This window comes from Hyphomicrobium sp., assembly GCF_036262015.1.
Lineage (GTDB): Bacteria > Pseudomonadota > Alphaproteobacteria > Rhizobiales > Hyphomicrobiaceae > Hyphomicrobium_C.
In genome coordinates, this window is record NZ_DATAJR010000009.1 from 609,272 (window position 1) to 629,699 (window position 20,428).

Consider the following 20,428-nt stretch of genomic DNA (forward strand, 5'->3'; position numbering starts at 1 on the left):
CTACCTCAAATCAGGCGGCGTGGCCTCGGCCTTGAGTGACGCAAGCGCTTCGTCCAGCGTCACCACCGTCTGATCCTGAGACCCCAGGCGGCGGATGGAGACTTTGCGTTCTTCGGCTTCGCGCTTGCCGACGACGAGGATGACCGGGACCTTGGCGAGTGAGTGCTCGCGGACCTTGAGGTTGATCTTCTCGTTGCGGAGGTCGCTCTCGACGCGCAGGCCTGCGGCGCGCGCCAGCTCCACCACCTCAAGCGCGTAGTCGTTCGCATCCGAGACGATGGGCGCGACGACAACCTGCAGCGGCGCGAGCCAGAGCGGGAAGTGTCCGGCGTAGTTCTCGATCAGGATGCCCGTGAAGCGCTCCAGCGAGCCGAACATGGCGCGGTGGATCATCACCGGCGTCTTCTTCTGCGAGTGCTCGTCGATGTAGAAGGCGCCGAGGCGGCCCGCGAGGTTGAAGTCGACCTGCGTCGTGCCGCACTGCCATTCGCGGCCGATGGCGTCCTTCAGCACGTATTCGAGCTTCGGTCCGTAGAACGCGCCTTCGCCCGGCTGCAGCGCGGTCCTGACGCGGCCGTTCGAACGCTTCGTCACCTCATCGAGCACATCGCCCAGCGCCTTCTCGGCCTTGTCCCATAGCTCGTCAGCGCCGACGCGCTTCTCGGGGCGCGTGGAGAGCTTGATGAAAATGTCCTCGAAGCCGAAGTCGTGATAGATCGACAGCATCAGATCGTTGATCTTGAGGCATTCCTCCATGATCTGATCTTCGGTGATGAAGATGTGCGCGTCGTCCTGCGTGAAGTGGCGCACGCGCAGCATGCCGTGCAGCGCGCCCGAGGGCTCGTAGCGATGCACCTTGCCGAATTCGGCGATCTTGAGCGGCAGGTCGCGGTAGCTCTTCAAGCCGTGCTTGTAGATCTGCACGTGGCCGGGGCAGTTCATGGGCTTGCAGCAGAACACGCGCTCGTCCGGAAGGACGGTCGTGAACATGTTCTCGCCGTAGTTCTCCCAGTGGCCGGATAGCTCCCAGAAGTGCTTCTCCATCATGTCGGGAGAGTTCACTTCCTGGTAGCCCTCGCGGTCGAGGCGGCGGCGCATGTAGCCGATCAGCGTCTGGAACAGCGTCCAGCCCTTCGGATGCCAGAAGACGGAGCCCGGCGCTTCCTCCTGGAAATGGAACAGGTCCATTTCGCGGCCGAGCTTCCGATGATCGCGCTTCTCGGCTTCCTCGAGCTGCGTGAGGTAGGCCTTGAGCTCGTCCTCGCTCGCGAACGCCGTGCCGTAGATGCGCTGGAGCTGCGGGTTGTTGCTGTCGCCGCGCCAATAGGCGCCCGCGAACTTCATCAGCTTGAACGCCTTGCCGATCTGGCCCGTGGACGTCATGTGCGGGCCGCGGCAGAGATCGAACCAGTCGCCCTGCTTGTAGATCTTCAGATCTTCACCGGCGGGAATGGCATCGACCAGCTCGATCTTGAACGTCTCGCCCTTGTCGCGGAAGACCTGCTTCGCCTTTTCGCGCGTCCAGAACTCCTTCGTAAAGGGCGCGTTCTTGGCGATGATCTCGCCCATCTTCTTTTCGATTTTCGCAATGTCGTCGGGATGGAACGGCTCCGCCTTAGCGAAATCGTAGAAGAAGCCGTTCTCGATCACCGGGCCGATCGTCACCTGCGTGCCGGGCCAGAGCGATTGCACGGCTTCGGCCATGACGTGCGCGGCGTCGTGCCGGATCAGCTCAAGGGCTTCCGGATCCGTGCGCGCGACGAACTTGATCTCGGCGTCTTTGGTGATGGGGTCGGCAAGGTCGGACAGCGCCCCGTTGAGGGTCATCGCTACCGTGCGTTTGGCGAGGGATGGGGAGATCGACTTGGCGATCTCTAGACCCGAGGTTCCCGAGGCGACCTTGCGGCTCTTGCCATCAGGGAACGTGATCGTGACTTCGGAAGCGTCCGACATGTGCAGCTCCTCTCACTCGCGGCATACCGATCCGCGTAAGACTGGGAGGCCCTAAATCGGGGGAGTTGCAGGTAATGTCAAGCACAAGACGGTTGAGGATCGGCCACAGCGGCCCGGAGAATCACCGTCGCCGGGTTGACTCAATGCCGACTCTTCAATTTTCTGAATGCAGAGGATTCATGGGCATTATCGGCAGCCATCTTCAGCCTTTCGTTGCTCGCGCCAGGGGGAAATTTGTCCTTACCGCTGCGGCCGCGATGCTGTGTGTCCCGGCGGTCGCTGTCGCCCAGACCGCATCCGTCTCGCCGGGCTTTTACGTCGAGGCCGAAGGGCAAAGAGTATTCGGCGCTTCGGATTTCGAGGCCGGCTTCGTCCCGACGTCGTTGATGGGGCTTACCGGTCCGCAGGCCAAGCTCGACGAAGGCGATGGCTGGGGTGGCGCGGCCGCCCTGGGATACACCTGGAGCAGTGGATGGAGTGCGGCGGTGCGCTATCGCCGGCTCGAGGCCGACGATAGAGGTGGCCCGTACGATCCCGGCATCATGGCGTTTGCGCCGAGCATCCCATTCGTTCCGGGCGGCATTCCCTTCGGCGTCTTGGATGCGACGACGGAGGTCGACTCCCAAGCCTTATTCGTTGACGTCGAAGTCGGCAAAGACCTGTCGGTGTCGGGCGGTCGTCTCCAGCTCTTCGGCGGTGTCAGCTACGCGTCGATCGAGCGAGATGTCGCGATCAAAAGTGACGACTGTGGGTGCATCCCGTTCGCGCTGCGGATGGGGAACGATTTTCACGGAGTCGGGCCCAAGATCGGATTCCGCGGTGGCCTCCCTCTGAACGGCACGATCAGCGTCGTGGGCGGCGGATCCGTTGCGGCGTTGTTCGGGACTTCCAAGTTCACAAGCCGTCTCGATGACCCGCTGTTTCCGCCGAATTCGTTCAAGGATTCTAACGATCGTACCGTTGCAGCGCTCGATGCACACGCGGGCCTCGCCATCGGCGTCGGCTTCGGAACATTGACGCTCGGATATCGCATCGATGCGGTGATCGGTGCGCTCGACACTGACCAGCGCGTCTCCGCTTTGGTGGCCAGCACGGGCTATCCTCAAATCGGCGACCGGCACGACGATTTCGTCGAGCACGGACCTTTCGCGCGCTTCACGTTGCCGATTGCGTCCGGGAACGACTAGCGGCGGTGTGCGCCTAACTTCAGTCGAAAATCGACGAAAAGAAATCGGCGATAGCGCCGATGATGCCGAGCACGATGTTCGCAATCGTGTCGAATATGCTCTCTAACACATCAGAGACCGAAGCGCCTGCGAGCAGCACGACCGTTCCGCCGGATGCGACCAGTGCGGCGGTGACGGCATTGAAAACTGTGTACCAGAGCAGGCCGAAAGCCAGCACGCCGATGACAAAGCCTGCGGCTATGCGGCGGAGGATACCGCCCTTGGGTGCGGGCGGCGGGGCGATGCGGGGCTCAGTCATTGCAAACCTCGGTTATCCGGAAGGCGATGCGACCAAGTTTATCGAGCGGCGCCCTCGCCAAATGTTCCGTCCGGAACAGGTTACCCCAAGCCGACCGCTTCAGTGGCCGTGCCCGGCGCAATCGGTGCGCCAGCGTCCGTAGCGCCAGGGCGCAAGCGGATGGCGCTCGTGGCGGATATCCGGTGGCGGATCATAACCAGCACTTCCCCAGGGATGGCACCGGGACAGGCGCGCGAGCGTCAGCCAAAACCCACGCCAGGCTCCATTGGTCTCGATGGCATCCAACGCGTATTCCGAACACGTCGGAAGGTGGCGGCATTCCAACCCCATCAGGGGCTTCAGCGTCCACCGGTAGGCGTGAACCGGAGCTTTGACGATTGCCTTCGTCCACGTCATCCCGCGACGCCCTCGTTACACGCCAGCTGCCGCGCTCGCCTTCGGACTTGCAAGCGCCTGATCAAGCGCGCGCTCGATGGCGTCGAACACGAGCAAGGTCGAGGCGTGGCGGTGTGGATAGTCCTTCACGGGCTGCAAGAGGCCCAGGTCTGCCCAGCGCCCCTCGGGTCGCGGACCGCCCTCCTTCAACATGCGGCGCATGGTGGCGGCGACGTCTCGGAATTCATCGGCAGGGGTGCCGACGACCTCCCGTCCGACAATGGCAGCTGACGCCTGGCCGAGCAGGCAGGCCTTCACTTTCTGCGCGAAGTCCGAAATCCGATCGCCGTCGAGTTTCAACTCGACCTCGATGGTCGACCCGCAGAGTTTGGAGTGGGCACTTGCCGTGGCATCGGGATGCTCAAGGTGTCCGGCATGCGGAATGGCCGCTGCCAGCTCGAAAATCCTTTGGTTGTAGATGTCGTCGAGATCCGCCATGGGCCTCCATCAACCCCTTCTCCGGCATCCGATCCTTCCGGCTTGCCGTATTCGCTTTTATATAGGGCGTTCGCTTATATAGGTCGTTTGGGGCGCCCGTTCGAGTTGTGCAACCACCGTGCCGCAGCCCCTCGCCCATGCCCCTGGTGTCATCATGAGCAATACGTCGTCCCCCACTCTTGGATCGCCGGCCGACATCGAGCAAGGAACTTTGTTTCAGCCCAAGCTCGATGCCGACGGGCTCATCGGCGCGATTGTGACCGACGAAGCCGGCACCCCGTTGATGTTTGCTTGGATGAACGAAGAGGCCCTTAGGCTCTCTTTCGAGACCGGTATCGCCCATTTTTGGAGCCGCTCCCGCAAACGCCTTTGGCGGAAGGGTGAGGAAAGCGGAAATACCCTGGCCATTCGAGAAGCCCGGGTCGACTGCGATCAGGATGCGATCTGGCTCAAGGTTGCTGTCAATGGCGCGGGCGTCGCTTGCCACACAGGGGCCCGCTCCTGCTTCTACCGGATCGTCGAGGGCGGGGCCGGCAAGCCCCTCCGTCTCGAGCGCTCCGACCTTTAGCGGCAGTTCTGCTCGGCGCGGGGTTTACGTAACTGTAGTGTCCTGATCGCGTGCGCTGGAAACCTTTGTTACGCTTCGCGAGTTGGAGACCCGCCCAGGCCGCAGTGCAGCAACGATTCATCGTGTTGCATCACATCCTTGGTAGTGGGGCTTTAATCGGAATCTGATAGCCTCCAATTAAGGATTGAGGGGGATCCGACTGCTCCGCGTTCGGTTCCACTCGATATAGGGCCGGCATCTAGTTCCTTCCAAAGGGAACGCCGGAAGAGTGGAGACCGTCATGCTCAATGCCGGCGCTAGCAAGATCAAGATTGGTCTGGCTCTTGGAGGAGGGGCTGCGCGTGGATGGGCGCACATCGGCGTCCTCAGAGCCCTTCGCCAAGCAGGAATTCAGCCGGACATCATTGCGGGCACCTCGATCGGTGCCGTCGTAGGCGCGTGCGAAGTGGCCGGCCATCTCGACTCTCTCGAGGATTTCGCGCGTGAACTGACCCGGCGGCGCGTGCTTGGCTATCTCGATTTCAATCTGTCCGGAACCGGCCTGATCACGGGCCATCGCCTCGGCGATCGTCTCGCCAAGCATCTGGGCGATACCAAGATCGAAGACCTACAGCGCCGCTTCACTGCGGTGGCGACTGAAATCGGCACGGGTCATGAAGTTTGGCTCTCCCGCGGACGCCTAGTCGACGCTGTGCGTGCCTCTTATGCGCTGCCCGGCGTTTTTCGGCCGGTCAAGGTCGACGGGCGGTGGCTGTTCGATGGGGCGCTCGTCAATCCCATTCCGGTGTCGGTGTGCCGTGCCCTCGGGGCGCGCTACGTCATTGCCGTGAACCTCAACATCGACATCTCGAACCGCGGCACGATCTCAAATATCAATTCCATGCCGGGCTCCGATAGCGACCTGGAGGAAGCGCCGCCCGTGACCGGCAACAACGGCGTCGGCATGCGCCGTCTGCTGCAACGCCAGATCCTCGGCAAAGGTGATGACATGCCGGGCATCACCACAGTGATGGTCGACGCCTTCAACATCGTGCAGGATCGCATCGCGCGCGCGCGGCTGGCCGGCGACCCGCCCGATTCCATGATCAGCCCGCGTCTGCACGGGATTGGTTTGTTCGATTTCCACCGCGCTGAAGAACTCATTCAGCGTGGCGAAGCTGCAGCGAAGCGCGAGATCGAGGATCTTTCGCGCGAACTCACGTCGCGGCACGTCGTGAAGGAAAACCCGCAGCTCCCGCGCTTATAGTCGCGCATTCCTTCTCCCCAAACCAATACGGCGCACCCGATGGATGCGCCGTTTCGATTTGTGGTCTCAAGGGTGCTATCAACCGGTCGCGAGATAGCTGCGCATGGCCGAGACCTCCATCTCGACTTCGGCGACGTGGTATTTCACTACGTCGCCAATCGAAATGATGCCGACAAGCGCGTCGTCCTCGATGACGGGCAAATGACGGAAGCGGCCTTTCGTCATCGTTTCCATGAGTTCGTCGAGCTCACTCGTCTCCTGGCACGACACCACGTTGCGGGTCATGACTTCGGAAACCATCAGGCTCAGCGCCGGTGCACCACGTTCCGAGATGGCACGAATGATATCGCGCTCGGAAATGATACCCACCACATGGCCGTTCTCGCCCACGACAACGATTGCACCAATCTTCTTGGTACCAAGCTTTTTCGTAACGTCGAGCAGAGTGGCGTTCGGCCGTACAGTCGAAACCGCCCTTCCCTTCGACTTCAGTATCGATGCGACGTTCATGAACGTATCCTCCCGCTCGCCGCCGACCGTATACACATTCGACAGGTTGCTTCCTCCTGCCGCTTGGTACTGCGCCGACCCGAAGCGAGCGTCCGTTGTGTGTTCGGGTCTTTGTCTTGGTCGAGCCTCCACTGAAACCCGACACGTCAAGAGTGATGCAAACTCTCTTCTCGCGCAAGAGTTTCAATCATCAATTGCTTGCAGTTCTTCTTTAGCAGCGGAAACGTTATCGAAAAGACCATAAGTAAAAAGCCCTAGTGCATAGCCTCCCAAATGGGCTTCCCAAGCAATTCCGGCTGAGTTTTGTGCAGCGCCAAAACCGATAATGGTTAGCGCATTCAAGACAACCAGAATTGCACTTGTGACGAGGATGCGACGGTCCGTCAAAGCTTCCTGAAGCGACATCAAACGTATGGAGCGCGGCGCTTCACGCAGACGTCGAAAACCGCCAGAATCCAAGGCGGGAAATAGAAATCTCAAGGTGCCGCCCATGAGCCCGGAGATAGCCCCCGAGGCGCCGATCATGGGCTGCATGAGATCCATATTCGCGAGATAGAAGGCGAATGCGCCCGCCAGTCCGCAAACCAGAAAAAAGAGCAGGAAGCGCAGCGTTCCGGTGCGCTCCGCTACCGCACCGCCGAAGGCGAGCAGCCATGCCGAGTTGAGCGACAGATGCATCCAGTCGCCATGCACAAGCATGTGCGTAACTGGGGATGTGAACAGTGCAGTTTCGCCGCCGGGCAGTTCGAATCCCATCGGTCCGTAGCGCGCGGGAATAAATGCCGTCGCGAGGACAAACCACAGATCTTCTTCTTCGGGGAGCAGCTCCCGCCCAATCTGAACGAGCACCAGTACCGCCAGAACGGCGACGACACATCTCGGAACGTTGAAAATCGGGTCATGAGACGGGGCCGTCGGGATCACGCAGGTCTCCAGGGTTGAACGGCCAGATCCGGCCTGGCTGCCGTCTTAACGCTACCGAGGCCCGCTCGTCCCAAGTCCGGCGGCTCGCCTACCGTGCATATGGCACGGAAGCTGCTTTTGTCGACAGCAAGGCTCGTTTCCGACCCCTTTTGAGACCCGCAAAGAGCCTGAATTTTCGAGAGCCCCGCTCTTGAACCCGGCGCCGCAGAGCCCTGCAGCGCCGCAGGACCAACTCGTGCCGCGCAGGACCCGCTATGCAACATCAGGCCACCCAGTCTCTCTATGCTTACTGGAACGAAGTGAGACGCGGCCGACTTGCCCCCCGCCGTCTCGAAATCCAGCCTGCTCGCATCGGCGGCTTCCTTATCGACACTTTCATTCTGGAACGCGCGGATCGGGTCTCCTTCCGCTTTCGGCTCGCCGGTACGCGCGTATCGTCCCGTTTCGGAATGGACCTGAGGGCACAGGACTTTCTTTCCTGCTGGAGCGAAGCTGACCGGTCGCTACTGGAGCATCATCTGGCTGCGATCACGGAACTCGGCCGCGTCGGCCTCTTCACAGGCGAAGCGCTGTCGACGACGAACAAAAGCGGAGAGCGCGACCTTCAATCGGTCCCGTTCGAGTTGCTCATACTGCCCCTAATGCATACTGGACATTCGATCGACCGCCTCCTTTGCATGCTCGTGCCGCTGGAGGAGTCCTTGCCGGCGACGGCTCCGATCGGTGGCCTCAAGCTCCTCGCGGCGGAAGCGATCTGGCCGAACGGTGCGCCGAAGGACCCGCTTCTCTTTTCTGACCGGCAGAGCCCGCTGACCCCTCACGTCCGCATGGCTCGCATCGTACGCCAGGGGCGGCGTCAGTTCCGCGTCTATGAAGGCGGACTTGTTGAAGCTGCACACGACAAGGCAGACAGGATCTAGCTTCCTTCCGTCCTTCGCGCCGTGCGTTGGCCCCAACTGGAAACCCAGTGGGGCCTGACGCGTTTCATCGTGCAGACGGGATCAACTGCTTTGCCTCCCAAGATCGCTCTCGTGATGTCGCCCGCCGTGCGGGTTTGGGGCAGCGGTTAGTCATTCGTTAAGTGTGCTGTTCCATTATGGGACTCCGAATACCGCAAGCGGGTTACTGCAGCTTGTGGATGGTGGCTCTGTTGCTTCGATTTCGCTCGGAAGTTGTCCATGTCGCCCAGTCCAGCCACAAGCCTAAGGCCTTCAATCCGGCTTGACGCCCGGATCGTGCCTGATCGGCGGCGCCACAAGCGTTACTCGCTTGCGCTGCTTGGACGGTTCATGCGCGCGAACAAGCAAGAGTTTCCTTGCAGGCTCAACGATATTTCCGTGGGCGGCGCATCTTTCATGGCGCCGGTCGAGGTCGAGATCGGCGAACGCATCATTGCGTATCTCGATGAGATCGGCGGCATCGAAGGCGAAGTCGTACGCATCTTCGATGGCGGCTTCGCGATCCGGCTCAAGGTCAGCCAGCACAAGCGCGAGAAACTCGCAGCTCAGATCACTTGGCTGGTCAACAAGGCGGAGTTGGGCGGCGCGGCAGGGCGGCGCCATCAACGTCTTTCTGTGGTCAATAAAACGTCAACGTTGCGGCTTCCTGACGGCAATTCTGTGGACTGCCGGGTGCTCGACGTTTCGCTTTCCGGCGCCTCTATCGGCACTGACGCCCGTCCGCCTATCGGCGACATCGTCATGTTCGGAAAACTCCGTTGCAAAGTGATGCGTTACCACGACCGCGGGATCGGTGTGCAGTTCCTCGACATTCCCGATCCCGAGGCTCTGCGTCGCTATTTCGGCTGAACGAGGGCCCAGCGACATGTCTCGTGGGGAACTACAGTTTAGCTCAAATTTTGCTCGATTTCTGGGTGCGTACTTCAGAGGACCACGACACTTCTCGATTACTTTGGTCTGTGTGAGAGGGATTGTAGGGGTAGTGAGTATGAGGCGTTTCGTAGTTTGCATAGCCGGCGTACTGGCAGCTATCGCAGGACCGTCGGGTGCATTTGCGGACTCGGTTGCTCCCGCGTTTCTGTCAGGCAAGTCGCCCTTCATGAGGGTGTACGGCCCCTCGCAGCCCCCCTACGGCTACGTCCGCTTCTGTGAAAGCCATCCAACCGATTGCGCACCTCAGCGCATCGAAGACGTTCGCTTTCAGCCGACGCCAGAGCGCCTGTCGGAACTCGACGAGGTGAACCGCTGGGCGAACCATGCGATCGCGCCGGCAACCGATCAAGAAATCTACAACGTCAGCGAATACTGGACCTATCCCGTCGATCGCGGCGATTGCGAAGACTATGCGCTGCTCAAGCAGAAGGTTCTGCTCGAACGCGGCTGGCCCAAGAGCTCACTTCTTCTCACTGTCGTTCGCGACGAGAAGGGCGAAGGTCACGCAGTGCTGACGGCTCGTACGGCCCAGGGCGATTTCGTCCTCGACAACAAGGTCGACGACGTGCGGCTCTGGAACAACTCCGGCTACTACTTCATCATGCGCCAGTCGTATCTCGATCCGCGCGTGTGGGTATCGCTGGATCCGAATGACCGCGCTGTGCCCGATGCGATCGCCGGTGTGCGCGAAGGCCAATAGCGGTTCACGCTTGCACCGGAACGCCCCTTACTTCCCTACTGTTTGACTCGAGCCTGGGACTCCCTGCCCTGCCCCCAAACCGGGCTCGAACCTTGAGCCGGACACGTTCCCCCCGTGTCCGGCTCCAATTTTTTTAATGGGATGGGATCAAGCCATCGGCCGGAAACCGGCCTTGAAGCGCTTCCAGTTCGCAACGTAGCGGCCCGCGCCTTTGCCGAAGCGGCGAACGTCATCATCCGTCAATTCGCGCACAATCTTTCCCGGTGATCCAAGCACCATCGAACGCGGCGGGATCACCTTGCCCTCGGGGATCAGCGTGTTGGCGCCGATGAGGCATTCCTCGCCGATCTTGGCGCCGTTCAGGATGATCGATCCGATGCCGATCAGGCTGCCGCGACCGATCGTGCAGCCGTGCAGCATGACCATGTGACCGATCGTGCAGTCCTCGCCGATGTCGAGCGGGTAGCCGGGGTCGGTATGCAGGACGCAACCGTCCTGCACGTTCGAGCGCGCGCCGACGCGGATCAGCTCATTGTCTCCGCGGAGAACGGCCCCGAACCACACACTGGCGTCGGTTTCGATGGCCACCTTGCCCACGACTATGGCGTTGGGCGCGACCCAAAAGTTGCCGTCCTCCGGCGTGGTGACGCGCACGCCGTCCAGTTCGTAGAGAGCCATGCTCACGCGCCCTCAAGATCCATATCGAGGATGGCCATCTGGAACTGATAGGAGACTTCGCCCTCGTCTTCCTCGCGGTACAGCGTGGCGACGAATTCCCCGTTGATAAAGACCTCAGCCATGTCTTCCTTCTTGGGCTGAGGGCGGACCTCCAGCTTCGAGGCGCCGAACGTCTTTTTGAGATAGGCCTGCAGTTTGGCCAGCTCGTCCTTCTTCACCGGGTATTCCTCTCTTTTCAGTCTTCGATCTAGAGCATTGCGTAGTCGTCGGGACCCTGCATCGTATCGGCAGGGACGAACGTCTGATCCATCGTGCGGCCCGGCTCGGCCGCTCCGGCTGGTCCGACGACACGCGCGGGGACGCCGGCAACCGTGACATGGGGCGGGACGTCCTGAAGCACGACGCTGCCGGCAGCAATACGCGAGCTGTTGCCGACGTGAATGTTGCCGAGAACCTTTGCACCTGCGCCGATGAGCACGCAGGAGCCGATCTTGGGATGACGGTCTCCGGTCTGCTTGCCGCTGCCGCCGAGCGTCACGGCGTGGAGCAGCGAGCAGTTGTCGCCGACAGCGGCCGTTTCGCCAATCACGACACCGGTTGCGTGGTCCATCATCAGTCCTTTGCCGAGACGTGCGGCCGGATGGATGTCGACGGCGAACATGCGCGAGGCCTGGCTTTGCAGGTAAAGCGCAAAGTCCTTGCGGCCCTGCCGCCAAAGCTCGTGAGCAAAGCGATAGGTGACGAGTGCGTGAAAGCCCTTGAAGTAGAGGAACGGCTCGAGATAGCGCGTGGTCGCGGGATCGCGCTCGATAACGGCCCCCAGATCCGCGCGGAAGGCGCGGCCGAGCTCCGGCTGGGAGCCGAGCACGTCGTGGAACGTCTGAACAATCAGCCCAGCATCGACATCGGCATGGCCGAGACGCTGGGCTATGCGGTGGCAGATCGCGTCTTCGAGCTGATCGTGGCTCGATATTGTCGCGTAGATGAAGCCGGTCAACGCGGGCTCGGCGGCCATCGCCGCTTCCGCCTCATTGCGCAGCGTTTGCCAGATGGGATCGTCCGAGGCGCGATGAGAGGCCGCGCGCCGCTCGGTCTTGCCCGCTGACGAGGAGTGTTTGACGCCACTCATGTCCGTTGTCCTTCGCCGGTGCGCCCCGCGCCCGCCTCGTACTGGGCTGCGGGGGTGAACGCCTACCAGGCCGGCTCAGCGCGAGGGCTCTGGTCGCACTATACGATCTCTTCGGCTCGGCCGTCCGATAGATCGTATCAGGTCTCAATCGACCTAGGGCCTATCGGGGCTGGGAGGTCGCGTCAATCTAAACATCCCGACCGGCCCGCTTCCGGGGCCGCCGCGGGGTCGAGTTGCACAGGGCTCCCCTTGAGGCTTGGCGCCGCGTTGTGCTGTGCCCTACCGGGCCGCAAGATGCCCCTCTCCAGAGAGGATCCCCATATGACCGATACGTCCGCCGCCGCCACGCCAGATCTGCTGCTCGAGGTCGAAGGGGCCATCGCCTGGATCGTGGCAAGCAACCCGGAGCGGATGAACGCTTTCACCGCGGGGATGTGGGCCAAGATACCGCAGCACGTTCGCGCTGCCGAGGACAACCCCGCTGTTCGCGTGATCGTGCTGCGCGGCGACGGCATGCGCGCTTTTTCGGCAGGTGCGGACATCTCCGAGTTCGAGAGTGCGCGAACCGGCGCGAGCGCGGCCGACTATGACAGGCTCAACCACGAAGCCTTCGCCGCGCTCCTCTCTGCGACGAAGCCCGTTATTGCGATGATCCATGGCTTTTGCCTTGGAGGCGGTCTCGGCATTGCCGCGTGCGCAGACCTCAGGATCGCCGACCACAAGGCCCAGTTCGCGATCCCGGCCGCCAAGCTCGGCCTTGGCTACAATCCGCGTTGGGTGCCGCCGCTCTTGGTGTTGGCCGCGCCGGCGTTCATCAAGGAGATGCTGTTCACGGGGCGCCGGTTCTCGTCGTCGGAGGCAGAGCGCATCGGCCTCGTCAATCGCGTGACCGATCCGGACACACTCGAAGAGGCGGTCCGCACGCTGGCCAGCGACATCGCCGCCAATGCTCCGCTTTCAGTGCGCGCCGCCAAGCTCACCATCGATGAAATGGTGCGCCATCCCGAAACCCCCGAAACCTCGAAGCTGGACGCGGCCGTCGCTGCCTGCTTCGACAGCGCCGACTATGCCGAGGGACGCCGGGCGTTTCTCGAGAAACGCAAGCCGGCGTTCCAGGGCCGCTAGTGGCTTTCCTATTCCCCAGCCGTCCAAAAAGATTCTTTCGGGCGCAGCTTGCGATGCAGCACGCTTGGTGCTGGCCTTGTATTAACGGAAAAAATATTGCTGGCACTGACCCAATCCGTAAGGTTCGTGGTGCGCTGCAAGATCTTTTTCGCTTGGCAGGGAACATTTTCGCTCAGTAGTCTTTAAGACACGGTGGGCTCCCTGGCCCGCCCAAACGCTCGGGATCTTCGAAGCGTAGCTTTGCAGATCGGGCGTTTCACACTCCTGTTGATGTAATGCGTGACGAACGAGCAGTCCCCCCAAAAGCCGGGTTCGCCCGGCAGGAGAGGCAACGATGGAACTTTCGATGCGACTGAATGTGCTCGCCGCACTGATGTCATTCGGCTTCATCGCTGCAATCGTAGTCGGCATGGTCTGAGCGTCTGCATTCGCTCCCTTGCCGGACCAAACACGGTTCAGCTCTTCCGCTCCCCCGGAGCGGCACGCAAAAAAGAGGCGCGAGACCTAAAGGTCTCGCGCCTTTGATTTTCGAGGCGTCCCAGCGAGCGGACTATTTTCTCAAGTGGTAACCGAGAATGGCGCCGGCGAGCACCGCGTATGTCGTCGGAACGCGGCTCCACGGAATCTCGGAAAGAAGGGGCAGCGTTGGGCCAAATTGCCAGAGCAGCGCGGCAATGACAGCAAAGGCCAGCGACCATGTCAGCGTGCGGCTGCCCGGTGTCCAGACGCCCTGCAGCACCTGCGCCGCGATGATGCCGACTAAGAACACGACGATCGCCGCAACGATCGCAAATACGTAGATCTCAAACGCGCCGGGTACACTGCCTCCCAGGGCGTTCATGATGGCGTTGGTGCCAAACCAGCCGATAACGATCTGCAGAAGCAGAAGTACGAGACGTCCGAGCATAGTGCGATCTCCCCCAAGGTTCTCGCCGGCGGTTCCCCGCCTTGCCGGCGCGACAGCTCTAAAGCCTAGAGCAAGAACTGCGGGCCCGACTCACGATCTGGCACGCGATTCCTGCTCTACCATGACGATCAGTATTGTGAAACAAGGCGCTAAGCGCAGAAGCTCAGGCTGTGGATCGCTTCGCCGTGTAGAAATACCCGGCAATGGCTGCGGCGACGGGCGCAAACGTGAAGAGGTGCGCCGCGACTTCCGTTTGGGTCGCTGCGGCTGCGAGAAAGTGGGCGGCGAGACCGGCGGCGATAATTGCAAACGATACCGATGCGACCAGGGACAAAGCCGTAGGGCGTGCGATCGTGTTGGTGATGCGCGAGCCGATGAAGGCTCCGACGAGCACGATGACAGCGCCGACCGCAGCGACGATGTAGTAGTAGGCCGGGCCCTGTTCGAGGACCATGCTGACAAGGTTCGGGGCGGCAATCCACGCGGCGGCGGCCTGTGCCACGGCCAGGTTCACGAACGGCATATCCCCCTCCCCGTTTTATCCCTGCCGCAGCGGTCCTTGTGCTGCCGCGGCACCGATCATGCCACGTTTCTGGCAGCCGAGACAGCGTCGTAGTTGAGCACGGGCGCCAGCCAGCGCTCGGCTTCTTCCACGCGCCACCCCTTGCGGCGCGCGTAGTCCTCGACCTGATCGCGTTCCACCTTGCCGACGCCGAAGTAGTGGCTCTTGGGGTGCGAGAAATATAGGCCGGAGACCGCCGCGCCGGGCCACATGGCGTAGCTTTCGGTGAGCTGGATGCCCGTCTCGGCTTCGACGTTCATCAACTCCCACAGGATCGCTTTTTCCGTGTGGTCGGGCTGTGCGGGGTACCCGGGTGCAGGGCGGATACCCTGGTATTTCTCGAGGATGAGATCGTCGTTGGTGAGCTTTTCGTCCTTGGCGTAGCCCCACAATTCGCGGCGCACCTTTGCATGCAACGCCTCCGCGAAGGCCTCCGCGAGGCGGTCGGCCAGCGCCTTGGCGATGATACGGCTGTAGTCGTCGGTCGCCTTGATGTGAGCCTTGATCGCTTCTTCCTCTCCGAGGCCCGAGGTAACAGCGAAGCCGCCCACATAATCGGCGAGCCCTGTCTCCTTCGGAGCCACGAAGTCGGCGAGCGCCGTGTGGGCGCGGTCGCGGCCCGGATCACGGGCGATCTGCTGGCGCAGGGTGAAGAGCGTGGCGCGCTCCTTCGCGCGCGTGTCGTCGGCATAGAGCGCAATGTCGTCGCCGACGCTGTTGGCCGGCCAGAAGCCCACAACGGCATTGGCTGTGAACCACTTCTCGGCAACGATGCGGTCCAGAAGTGCGCGCGCGTCGGCGAAAAGCTTGCGGGCTTCGCTGCCCACCTTGTTGTCGTCGAGGATCTGCGGATAGCGGCCGGTCAGCTCCCAGGTCTGGAAGAACGGCGTCCAGTCGATGTAGGGGACGAGATCGGCGAGCGGGAAATTTTTGAGCGTGCGCGTGCCGAGGAAGCTGGGCTTCGGCGGCGTGTAGCTGGCCCAATCGATGGCGTACTTGTTGGCGCGAGCGGCAGCGATGGTGATGCGCTGCTTCTTCGCCTCGTTGGCAAGATGCGCCTCGCGTACCTTCACGTACTCGGCCTTGATGTTTTCAACATAGGGCTTGCTCTCGGTCTCGGAGAGCAGGTTCGACACAACGCCTACGGCTCGGCTGGCATCGAGCACATAGATGGTCTGTCCCTTGTTGTAGTTGGGACTGATTTTGACGGCGGTGTGCACACGGCTGGTCGTTGCGCCACCGATCAGGAGCGGTACCGCGAAGCCTTCGCGCTCCATCTCGGCCGCGACGAAGCACATCTCGTCGAGTGACGGCGTTATGAGGCCCGAGAGGCCGATGATGTCGGCCTTTTCGCGCTTGGCCGTCTCCAGGATCTTGGCGGCCGGCACCATGACGCCGAGGTCGATCACCTCGTAGTTGTTGCACTGAAGTACGACGCCGACGATGTTCTTGCCGATGTCGTGCACGTCGCCCTTCACTGTGGCCATGACGACCTTGCCTGCGGCGGGCATCTGGTCGACACCCGACAGGCGCTTTTCTTCCTCAAGGAACGGCTGCAGATAGGCCACCGCCTGCTTCATCACGCGGGCGCTCTTCACAACTTGCGGCAGAAACATCTTGCCCGCGCCGAACAGATCGCCGACGACGTTCATGCCAGCCATCAGCGGACCTTCGATGACGTGCAGCGGCTTTTCCGCCTGCTGACGCGCCTCTTCGGTATCGGCTTCGATGAAATCGGTGATGCCGTGCACGAGCGAATGCGTCAGGCGCTCCTGCACGCTGCCCTCGCGCCAGGAGAGATCCTTCTCCTTTGCCTTGGCGCCGCTGCCATCGCCCTTGAAGCGCGGCGCTGCCTCGAGCAGCCGGTCGGTAGCGTCGGGGCGACGGTTGAGGATCACGTCCTCGGACAGCTCACGCAGCTCGGAGGGGATGTCGTCGTAAAGGGCGAGCTGGCCCGCATTGACGATGCCCATGTCCATGCCGGCTTGAATGGCGTGATAGAGGAAGACGGAGTGCATGGCTTCGCGCACGGGCTCGTTGCCGCGGAAGGCGAACGACAGGTTCGAGACGCCGCCGGAGATGTGCGTCAGCGGCATCTTTTCCTTGATCTGGCGTGCAGCCTCGATGAAGGCGATGCCGTAGGCGTTGTGCTCCTCGATGCCGGTCGCGACCGCGAAAATGTTTGGATCGAAGATGATGTCTTCGGGTGGGAAGCCGACCTGCTCGGTGAGAATTTTGTACGCGCGCTCGCAGATCGCGACCTTGCGCTCGATGGTGTCGGCCTGGCCTTCTTCGTCGAAAGCCATGACCACCACGGCGGCGCCGTAACGCAGCACCTTTCGGGCATGGTCGACGAACTGCTCCTCGCCTTCCTTCATCGAAATCGAATTGACGATGGCCTTGCCCTGCACGCACTTGAGGCCTGCTTCGATGACGCTCCATTTGGAGCTGTCGATCATGATCGGCACGCGCGCGATGTCGGGCTCGGAGGCAATGAGGTTCAGGAACGTCGCCATCGCCTTCTCGGAGTCGAGTAGGCCCTCGTCCATATTGACGTCGAGGATCATGGCGCCGGCTTCGACCTGCTGACGCGCAACAGCGAGTGCGGCGGGATAGTCGTTCGCCTCGATGAGCTTGCGGAACTTGGCCGAGCCCGTGACGTTCGTCCGCTCGCCAACGTTGATGAAGGATTGCGCTGCGCTGCCCGTCGTCATTCGTTTTCTTTCTCAGTCATGTGAGCGCCGCTTCTTGTCTTCGGGAAGGGCGGTATTTGCAAAATTCAATGCTCAGGTGCCCGTGCAGGCAAGCCTCACCCGTGCACGAAGGGTTCGAGGCCGGAGAGGCGCATCTTGGGCGCGATCTCTGGGATCTGGCGCGGCTTGTAGGCCTTCACATGCTGAGCAATGTGCTCGATGTGATCGGGTGTCGACCCGCAGCATCCGCCTATGACGTTGATCAGGCCGTCCGCGGCCCACGGCTCGGTTTTGCAGGCCATGTCGTCGGGCGTCTCGTCATACTCGCCCATGGCGTTGGGAAGGCCGGCGTTCGGGTAGGCCGAGATACGCACGTCGGCGACGTGGGCGAGCTCGGCCAGATAAGGACGCATCAGCTCGGCGCCCAGCGCGCAGTTGAGGCCGATCGAGAACGGCCGCAGGTGCCGCATCGAGTACCAGAAGGCTTCGGCGGTTTGACCCGACAGCGTGCGGCCCGATCGGTCGGTGATGGTGCCGGAGATCATGATCGGCAGCGTAATGCCCATCTCGTCGAACGCTTCGAGCGTGGCGAGACCAGCAGCCTTCGCGTTCAGCGTGTCGAAGATGGTCTCGATGAGGATGATGTCCGAGCCGCCCTCGATCAACGCCTTGACCTGCTCCTTGTAGGCCTCGCGCAGCTCATCGAAAGAGACGTTGCGGAAGCCCGGGTTGTTGACGTCCGGCGAAATCGAGGCCGTACGGTTGGTCGGGCCGACGGCACCCGCAACGAAGCGCTGCTTGTCCGGCGTCAGCTTGTTGTACTTGTCCGCCGCAGCGCGGGCGAGCTTCGCCGCCGCGACGTTGATCTCGTACGACAGATCCTCCATGCCGTAGTCGGCCATGGAGATGCGCTGCGCGTTGAACGTGTTCGTTTCGATGATGTCGGCGCCCGCGGCGAGATACTGCTCGTGGATGTCCTGAATGATCTTCGGCTGTGTCAGCACCAGGAGATCATTGTTGCCCTTGATGTCGCGATGCCAATCCTTGAAGCGCGCGCCGCGATAGCCGGCTTCATCCAGCTTGTGGCGCTGAATCATGGTGCCCATGGCGCCGTCGATGATCAGGATACGATCGGCTGCGGCCTTTTCGAGGGCCTTGCTGCTTTCAATCTTCTTCATTTGTACGTCTCGAATTCTTCCGGTTCAGCCTGCCGCCTTGCGCTGCTCCAAGGGCGCGACCTTAAGCGGACGCAGGCCCAACAGGTGGCAGATCGCATAGACGAGATCGGCGCGGTTCAGCGTGTAGAAGTGGAATGACTTGATGCCTTGATCCACGAGATCGAGAGCCTGTTCTGTCGCGACAGCGGCCGCGACGAGATGCGTCGTCGCTGGATCGTCGTCCAGTCCTTCGAAGCGGCGGGCGAGCCAGGCCGGAACACCGGCACCTGCCCGGACGGCGAAGCCCGCGACCTGACGGAAGTTGTGGATCGGAACCAGACCCGGTGTGATCGGGACCCAGATGCCGGCCGCACGCGCCCGTTCAAGAAAGCGCAGGTAGTGAGTGTTGTCGAACCCGAACTGGGTGATGATGCGATCCGCACCCGCGTCGACCTTGGCCTTGAGATTATCGATGTCGGCCTGAAGCGAAGGGCTCTCCGGATGCTTCTCGGGATAGCCGCCGACAGAGATCTCGAAATTGCCGATCTTCTTCAACCCGGCGACGAGATCGGCCGCGTTGGCATATCCGCCGGGGGTCGGCGTGTAGTGATTGCCGACGCCGCCTGCCGGATCTCCGCGCAGGGCCACAATGTGGCGTACGCCAGCGTCCCAATAGGCGCGTGCAACGGCGTCGACCTCTTCTTTCGTCGCGTCAACGCACGTGAGATGGGCGGCGGGGCGCAGCGCCGTCTCCTTGATGATGCGCGAGACTGTCGTGTGCGTGCGCTCGCGCGTCGAGCCGCCCGCACCGTAGGTGACCGACACAAACTCGGGGCACAGCGGCGCCAGCCGATTGATGGCGCTCCAGAGTGCCTCTTCCATCTTTTCCGTCTTCGGCGGGAAGAACTCGAACGAGACGTCGATCTCGCCCGCACCAAGAAGACGGCTTTTTCTTTCGTTGGCTGGAGGTGTCATGAGCCGATCCGTTCAAGTGAGTGAGGTTGCGGCGCGCTCGTTACGCTCGCGGGTTTGTGCGCCAGCCAGAGCGTGACCGTGAGCTGCTGACGGCCGTCGCTCTTTTCAGGCGCAAGTGTGCGGATATCGATGCCGTTCAGCCCGGCTTCCGTCAGCCACTGGCTCACATGCTCGGCCTCGAAGCCGAGGCGCTCGTGGGCATGCTCGTCCCGTAGGCTCTCGACGTCATGCGGCGCGAAATCGACGATCAAGAGGCGCCCGCCCGGCGCAAGAATGCGGACGGCCTCGCGGATCGCATGGGCGGGCTCGGACAGATAGTGCAATACCTGATGGACTACGATGCCGTCAGCCACGCCATCTGGGAGCGCCAAGTTGTAGATGTCTCCGTGGCGAACTTCGGCGCGGGCGAGCCCGGACCTGTCGAGATTGCTACGCGCGTAGGCGAGCATCGATTGGTTCACGTCGAAACCGAGGCCGCGCTCGTAGCGGTCGGCGAGCATCTCCAGCATGCGACCGGTTCCGGTGCCGAGATCGACGAACAGCTTGAACGCGGGGCCAGCGAGCGCGGACGCGATCGCGGCTTCGACGGCGGCATCCGAGACGTAGAGCGCGCGGATGCGGTCCCAATCGGCTGCGTGCTCCTTGAAGTAGGTTTGAGCGACGGATTCGCGGTCGCGCTTCAGCGCGTCGGCGCGCTCGCCATCGCGGCGGAGTACTGGATCGCGTGCGTCGACGGTGGTCAGGAGGCGACGGACCAGACGGCCACCTTCCGAGCGATCCGAAACGTGGAAATAGACCCAGCTTCCCTCGCGGAAGCGCTCGATCAGGCCGGCTTCCGCCAAAAGCTTGAGGTGGCGGCTCACGCGCGGCTGGCTCTGGCCCAGGATCTGCGTGAGGTCTTTGACATTCAGCTCGCTGGCGGCCAGCAGCACAAGAATGCGCAGACGCGTGCTCTCGGCCGCAGCCTTGAGGGCGGTCACCAACTCATTCGTGTCGAGCGTTCCGGACATCGGCTGAATCCAATCTGTCCGGATAACATATAAAGATATGT

At 62.0% G+C, this 20,428-nt stretch carries 20 protein-coding genes and 1 pseudogene; 7 read left to right on the forward strand and 14 right to left on the reverse strand.

Annotated features, from left to right (window positions below; genetic code table 11):
* Entirely contained in the window at positions 1-1,953 is a 1,953-nt protein-coding gene (gene thrS, locus VHO05_RS18455) for a threonine--tRNA ligase (RefSeq protein WP_329648078.1), read from the reverse strand.
* Between the two features lie 179 nt (positions 1,954-2,132).
* Between thrS and VHO05_RS18460 the strand changes: the two genes are divergently transcribed.
* Positions 2,133-3,140 carry an Lpg1974 family pore-forming outer membrane protein gene (locus tag VHO05_RS18460; RefSeq protein ID WP_329648079.1) on the forward strand — a complete coding sequence of 336 codons (1,008 nt, stop codon included), beginning with the start codon at positions 2,133-2,135 and terminating at the stop codon, positions 3,138-3,140.
* A gap of 19 nt (positions 3,141-3,159) precedes the next feature.
* Here the strand turns inward: VHO05_RS18460 and VHO05_RS18465 are convergent, their stop codons facing one another.
* From VHO05_RS18465 to VHO05_RS18475, 3 genes are all read right to left on the reverse strand, one after another.
* Positions 3,160-3,438: a hypothetical protein gene (locus tag VHO05_RS18465; protein WP_329648080.1), complete on the reverse strand. Its 279-nt coding sequence runs from the start codon at positions 3,436-3,438 to the stop codon at positions 3,160-3,162.
* Positions 3,439-3,537: 99 nt separating this feature from the next.
* Complete coding sequence (gene yidD / locus VHO05_RS18470; RefSeq protein WP_329648081.1) at positions 3,538-3,834, reverse strand: membrane protein insertion efficiency factor YidD; 297 nt, start codon at positions 3,832-3,834, stop codon at positions 3,538-3,540.
* Positions 3,835-3,849: 15 nt separating this feature from the next.
* Positions 3,850-4,311, reverse strand: a complete 462-nt coding sequence (locus VHO05_RS18475) for an iron-sulfur cluster assembly scaffold protein (RefSeq protein WP_329648082.1) — start codon at positions 4,309-4,311, stop codon at positions 3,850-3,852.
* A gap of 154 nt (positions 4,312-4,465) precedes the next feature.
* On the opposite strand from VHO05_RS18475, the gene hisI reads away from it, so the two are divergent.
* Both hisI and VHO05_RS18485 read left to right on the forward strand, forming a co-directional pair.
* On the forward strand, positions 4,466-4,879 hold the full coding sequence (gene hisI, locus VHO05_RS18480; protein ID WP_329648083.1) for a phosphoribosyl-AMP cyclohydrolase: 414 nt from the start codon (positions 4,466-4,468) through the stop codon (positions 4,877-4,879).
* A 280-nt stretch (positions 4,880-5,159) separates the two neighbouring features.
* Complete coding sequence (locus VHO05_RS18485) at positions 5,160-6,125, forward strand: patatin-like phospholipase family protein (protein WP_329648084.1); 966 nt, start codon at positions 5,160-5,162, stop codon at positions 6,123-6,125.
* 78 nt (positions 6,126-6,203) lie between these two features.
* Here VHO05_RS18485 and VHO05_RS18490 read toward each other — a convergent pair whose 3' ends face one another.
* Together VHO05_RS18490 and VHO05_RS18495 are read right to left on the reverse strand one after the other, a co-directional pair.
* Positions 6,204-6,635, reverse strand: a complete 432-nt coding sequence (locus VHO05_RS18490) for a CBS domain-containing protein (protein WP_329648085.1) — start codon at positions 6,633-6,635, stop codon at positions 6,204-6,206.
* Positions 6,636-6,818: 183 nt separating this feature from the next.
* A complete protein-coding gene (locus VHO05_RS18495) occupies positions 6,819-7,559 on the reverse strand; it encodes a rhomboid family intramembrane serine protease (protein WP_329648086.1) in 741 nt (246 codons plus the stop codon).
* A 254-nt stretch (positions 7,560-7,813) separates the two neighbouring features.
* Here VHO05_RS18495 and VHO05_RS18500 point away from each other — a divergent pair, with 254 nt between their 5' ends.
* From VHO05_RS18500 to VHO05_RS18510, 3 genes are all read left to right on the forward strand, one after another.
* A complete protein-coding gene (locus VHO05_RS18500; protein WP_329648087.1) occupies positions 7,814-8,479 on the forward strand; it encodes a PAS domain-containing protein in 666 nt (221 codons plus the stop codon).
* A 258-nt stretch (positions 8,480-8,737) separates the two neighbouring features.
* Positions 8,738-9,367 carry a PilZ domain-containing protein gene (locus tag VHO05_RS18505; RefSeq protein WP_329648088.1) on the forward strand — a complete coding sequence of 210 codons (630 nt, stop codon included), beginning with the start codon at positions 8,738-8,740 and terminating at the stop codon, positions 9,365-9,367.
* 139 nt (positions 9,368-9,506) lie between these two features.
* Positions 9,507-10,151 carry a transglutaminase-like cysteine peptidase gene (locus VHO05_RS18510; RefSeq protein ID WP_329648089.1) on the forward strand — a complete coding sequence of 215 codons (645 nt, stop codon included), beginning with the start codon at positions 9,507-9,509 and terminating at the stop codon, positions 10,149-10,151.
* A gap of 147 nt (positions 10,152-10,298) precedes the next feature.
* On the opposite strand, the gene VHO05_RS18515 is transcribed toward VHO05_RS18510, so the two are convergent.
* Genes VHO05_RS18515 through cysE form a run of 3 tightly spaced genes read right to left on the reverse strand, consistent with a single transcriptional unit; the run spans position 10,299 to position 11,958 of the window.
* The gene (locus tag VHO05_RS18515; protein ID WP_329648090.1) at positions 10,299-10,829 is read right to left on the reverse strand and encodes a gamma carbonic anhydrase family protein; all 531 of its coding nucleotides are present in this window, start codon (positions 10,827-10,829) and stop codon (positions 10,299-10,301) included.
* A gap of 2 nt (positions 10,830-10,831) precedes the next feature.
* Positions 10,832-11,047 carry a DUF3126 family protein gene (locus VHO05_RS18520; protein WP_329648091.1) on the reverse strand — a complete coding sequence of 72 codons (216 nt, stop codon included), beginning with the start codon at positions 11,045-11,047 and terminating at the stop codon, positions 10,832-10,834.
* A gap of 29 nt (positions 11,048-11,076) precedes the next feature.
* The gene (cysE, locus tag VHO05_RS18525; RefSeq protein ID WP_329648092.1) at positions 11,077-11,958 is read right to left on the reverse strand and encodes a serine O-acetyltransferase; all 882 of its coding nucleotides are present in this window, start codon (positions 11,956-11,958) and stop codon (positions 11,077-11,079) included.
* Between the two features lie 321 nt (positions 11,959-12,279).
* Between cysE and VHO05_RS18530 the strand changes: the two genes are divergently transcribed.
* Positions 12,280-13,083 carry an enoyl-CoA hydratase gene (locus tag VHO05_RS18530; protein ID WP_329648093.1) on the forward strand — a complete coding sequence of 268 codons (804 nt, stop codon included), beginning with the start codon at positions 12,280-12,282 and terminating at the stop codon, positions 13,081-13,083.
* A 550-nt stretch (positions 13,084-13,633) separates the two neighbouring features.
* On the opposite strand, the gene VHO05_RS18535 is transcribed toward VHO05_RS18530, so the two are convergent.
* The 5 genes and pseudogenes from VHO05_RS18535 to VHO05_RS18560 form a co-directional block, all read right to left on the reverse strand.
* Positions 13,634-13,990 carry a hypothetical protein gene (locus VHO05_RS18535; protein ID WP_329648094.1) on the reverse strand — a complete coding sequence of 119 codons (357 nt, stop codon included), beginning with the start codon at positions 13,988-13,990 and terminating at the stop codon, positions 13,634-13,636.
* 163 nt (positions 13,991-14,153) lie between these two features.
* Positions 14,154-14,513 carry a hypothetical protein gene (locus VHO05_RS18540; RefSeq protein ID WP_329648095.1) on the reverse strand — a complete coding sequence of 120 codons (360 nt, stop codon included), beginning with the start codon at positions 14,511-14,513 and terminating at the stop codon, positions 14,154-14,156.
* 56 nt (positions 14,514-14,569) lie between these two features.
* Positions 14,570-18,423: pseudogene (metH, locus tag VHO05_RS18545) on the reverse strand (methionine synthase).
* Positions 18,424-18,447: 24 nt separating this feature from the next.
* Positions 18,448-19,377 carry a methylenetetrahydrofolate reductase [NAD(P)H] gene (gene metF, locus VHO05_RS18555; RefSeq protein ID WP_329648098.1) on the reverse strand — a complete coding sequence of 310 codons (930 nt, stop codon included), beginning with the start codon at positions 19,375-19,377 and terminating at the stop codon, positions 18,448-18,450.
* Positions 19,374-20,387, reverse strand: a complete 1,014-nt coding sequence (locus VHO05_RS18560; protein WP_329648099.1) for a metalloregulator ArsR/SmtB family transcription factor — start codon at positions 20,385-20,387, stop codon at positions 19,374-19,376. Before VHO05_RS18560 ends, metF begins: the two co-directional genes overlap by 4 nt.
* Between the last annotated feature and the right edge of the window lie 41 nt (positions 20,388-20,428).

What these genes read in the sequence shown, in the direction of transcription:
- VHO05_RS18505 (WP_329648088.1), top strand. Translation starts at nt 8,738, where the DNA reads ATGTCGCCCAGTCCAGCCACAAGCCTAAGGCCTTCAATCCGGCTTGAC.
- VHO05_RS18475 (WP_329648082.1), bottom strand. Translation starts at nt 4,311, where the DNA reads ATGGCGGATCTCGACGACATCTACAACCAAAGGATTTTCGAGCTGGCA.
- VHO05_RS18535 (WP_329648094.1), bottom strand. Translation starts at nt 13,990, where the DNA reads ATGCTCGGACGTCTCGTACTTCTGCTTCTGCAGATCGTTATCGGCTGG.
- yidD (WP_329648081.1), bottom strand. Translation starts at nt 3,834, where the DNA reads ATGACGTGGACGAAGGCAATCGTCAAAGCTCCGGTTCACGCCTACCGG.
- VHO05_RS18560 (WP_329648099.1), bottom strand. Translation starts at nt 20,387, where the DNA reads ATGTCCGGAACGCTCGACACGAATGAGTTGGTGACCGCCCTCAAGGCT.
- hisI (WP_329648083.1), top strand. Translation starts at nt 4,466, where the DNA reads ATGAGCAATACGTCGTCCCCCACTCTTGGATCGCCGGCCGACATCGAG.
- VHO05_RS18490 (WP_329648085.1), bottom strand. Translation starts at nt 6,635, where the DNA reads ATGAACGTCGCATCGATACTGAAGTCGAAGGGAAGGGCGGTTTCGACT.
- VHO05_RS18460 (WP_329648079.1), top strand. Translation starts at nt 2,133, where the DNA reads ATGGGCATTATCGGCAGCCATCTTCAGCCTTTCGTTGCTCGCGCCAGG.
- VHO05_RS18485 (WP_329648084.1), top strand. Translation starts at nt 5,160, where the DNA reads ATGCTCAATGCCGGCGCTAGCAAGATCAAGATTGGTCTGGCTCTTGGA.
- VHO05_RS18500 (WP_329648087.1), top strand. Translation starts at nt 7,814, where the DNA reads ATGCAACATCAGGCCACCCAGTCTCTCTATGCTTACTGGAACGAAGTG.
- VHO05_RS18515 (WP_329648090.1), bottom strand. Translation starts at nt 10,829, where the DNA reads ATGGCTCTCTACGAACTGGACGGCGTGCGCGTCACCACGCCGGAGGAC.
- cysE (WP_329648092.1), bottom strand. Translation starts at nt 11,958, where the DNA reads ATGAGTGGCGTCAAACACTCCTCGTCAGCGGGCAAGACCGAGCGGCGC.
- VHO05_RS18540 (WP_329648095.1), bottom strand. Translation starts at nt 14,513, where the DNA reads ATGCCGTTCGTGAACCTGGCCGTGGCACAGGCCGCCGCCGCGTGGATT.
- VHO05_RS18530 (WP_329648093.1), top strand. Translation starts at nt 12,280, where the DNA reads ATGACCGATACGTCCGCCGCCGCCACGCCAGATCTGCTGCTCGAGGTC.
- metF (WP_329648098.1), bottom strand. Translation starts at nt 19,377, where the DNA reads ATGACACCTCCAGCCAACGAAAGAAAAAGCCGTCTTCTTGGTGCGGGC.
- VHO05_RS18510 (WP_329648089.1), top strand. Translation starts at nt 9,507, where the DNA reads ATGAGGCGTTTCGTAGTTTGCATAGCCGGCGTACTGGCAGCTATCGCA.
- VHO05_RS18465 (WP_329648080.1), bottom strand. Translation starts at nt 3,438, where the DNA reads ATGACTGAGCCCCGCATCGCCCCGCCGCCCGCACCCAAGGGCGGTATC.
- thrS (WP_329648078.1), bottom strand. Translation starts at nt 1,953, where the DNA reads ATGTCGGACGCTTCCGAAGTCACGATCACGTTCCCTGATGGCAAGAGC.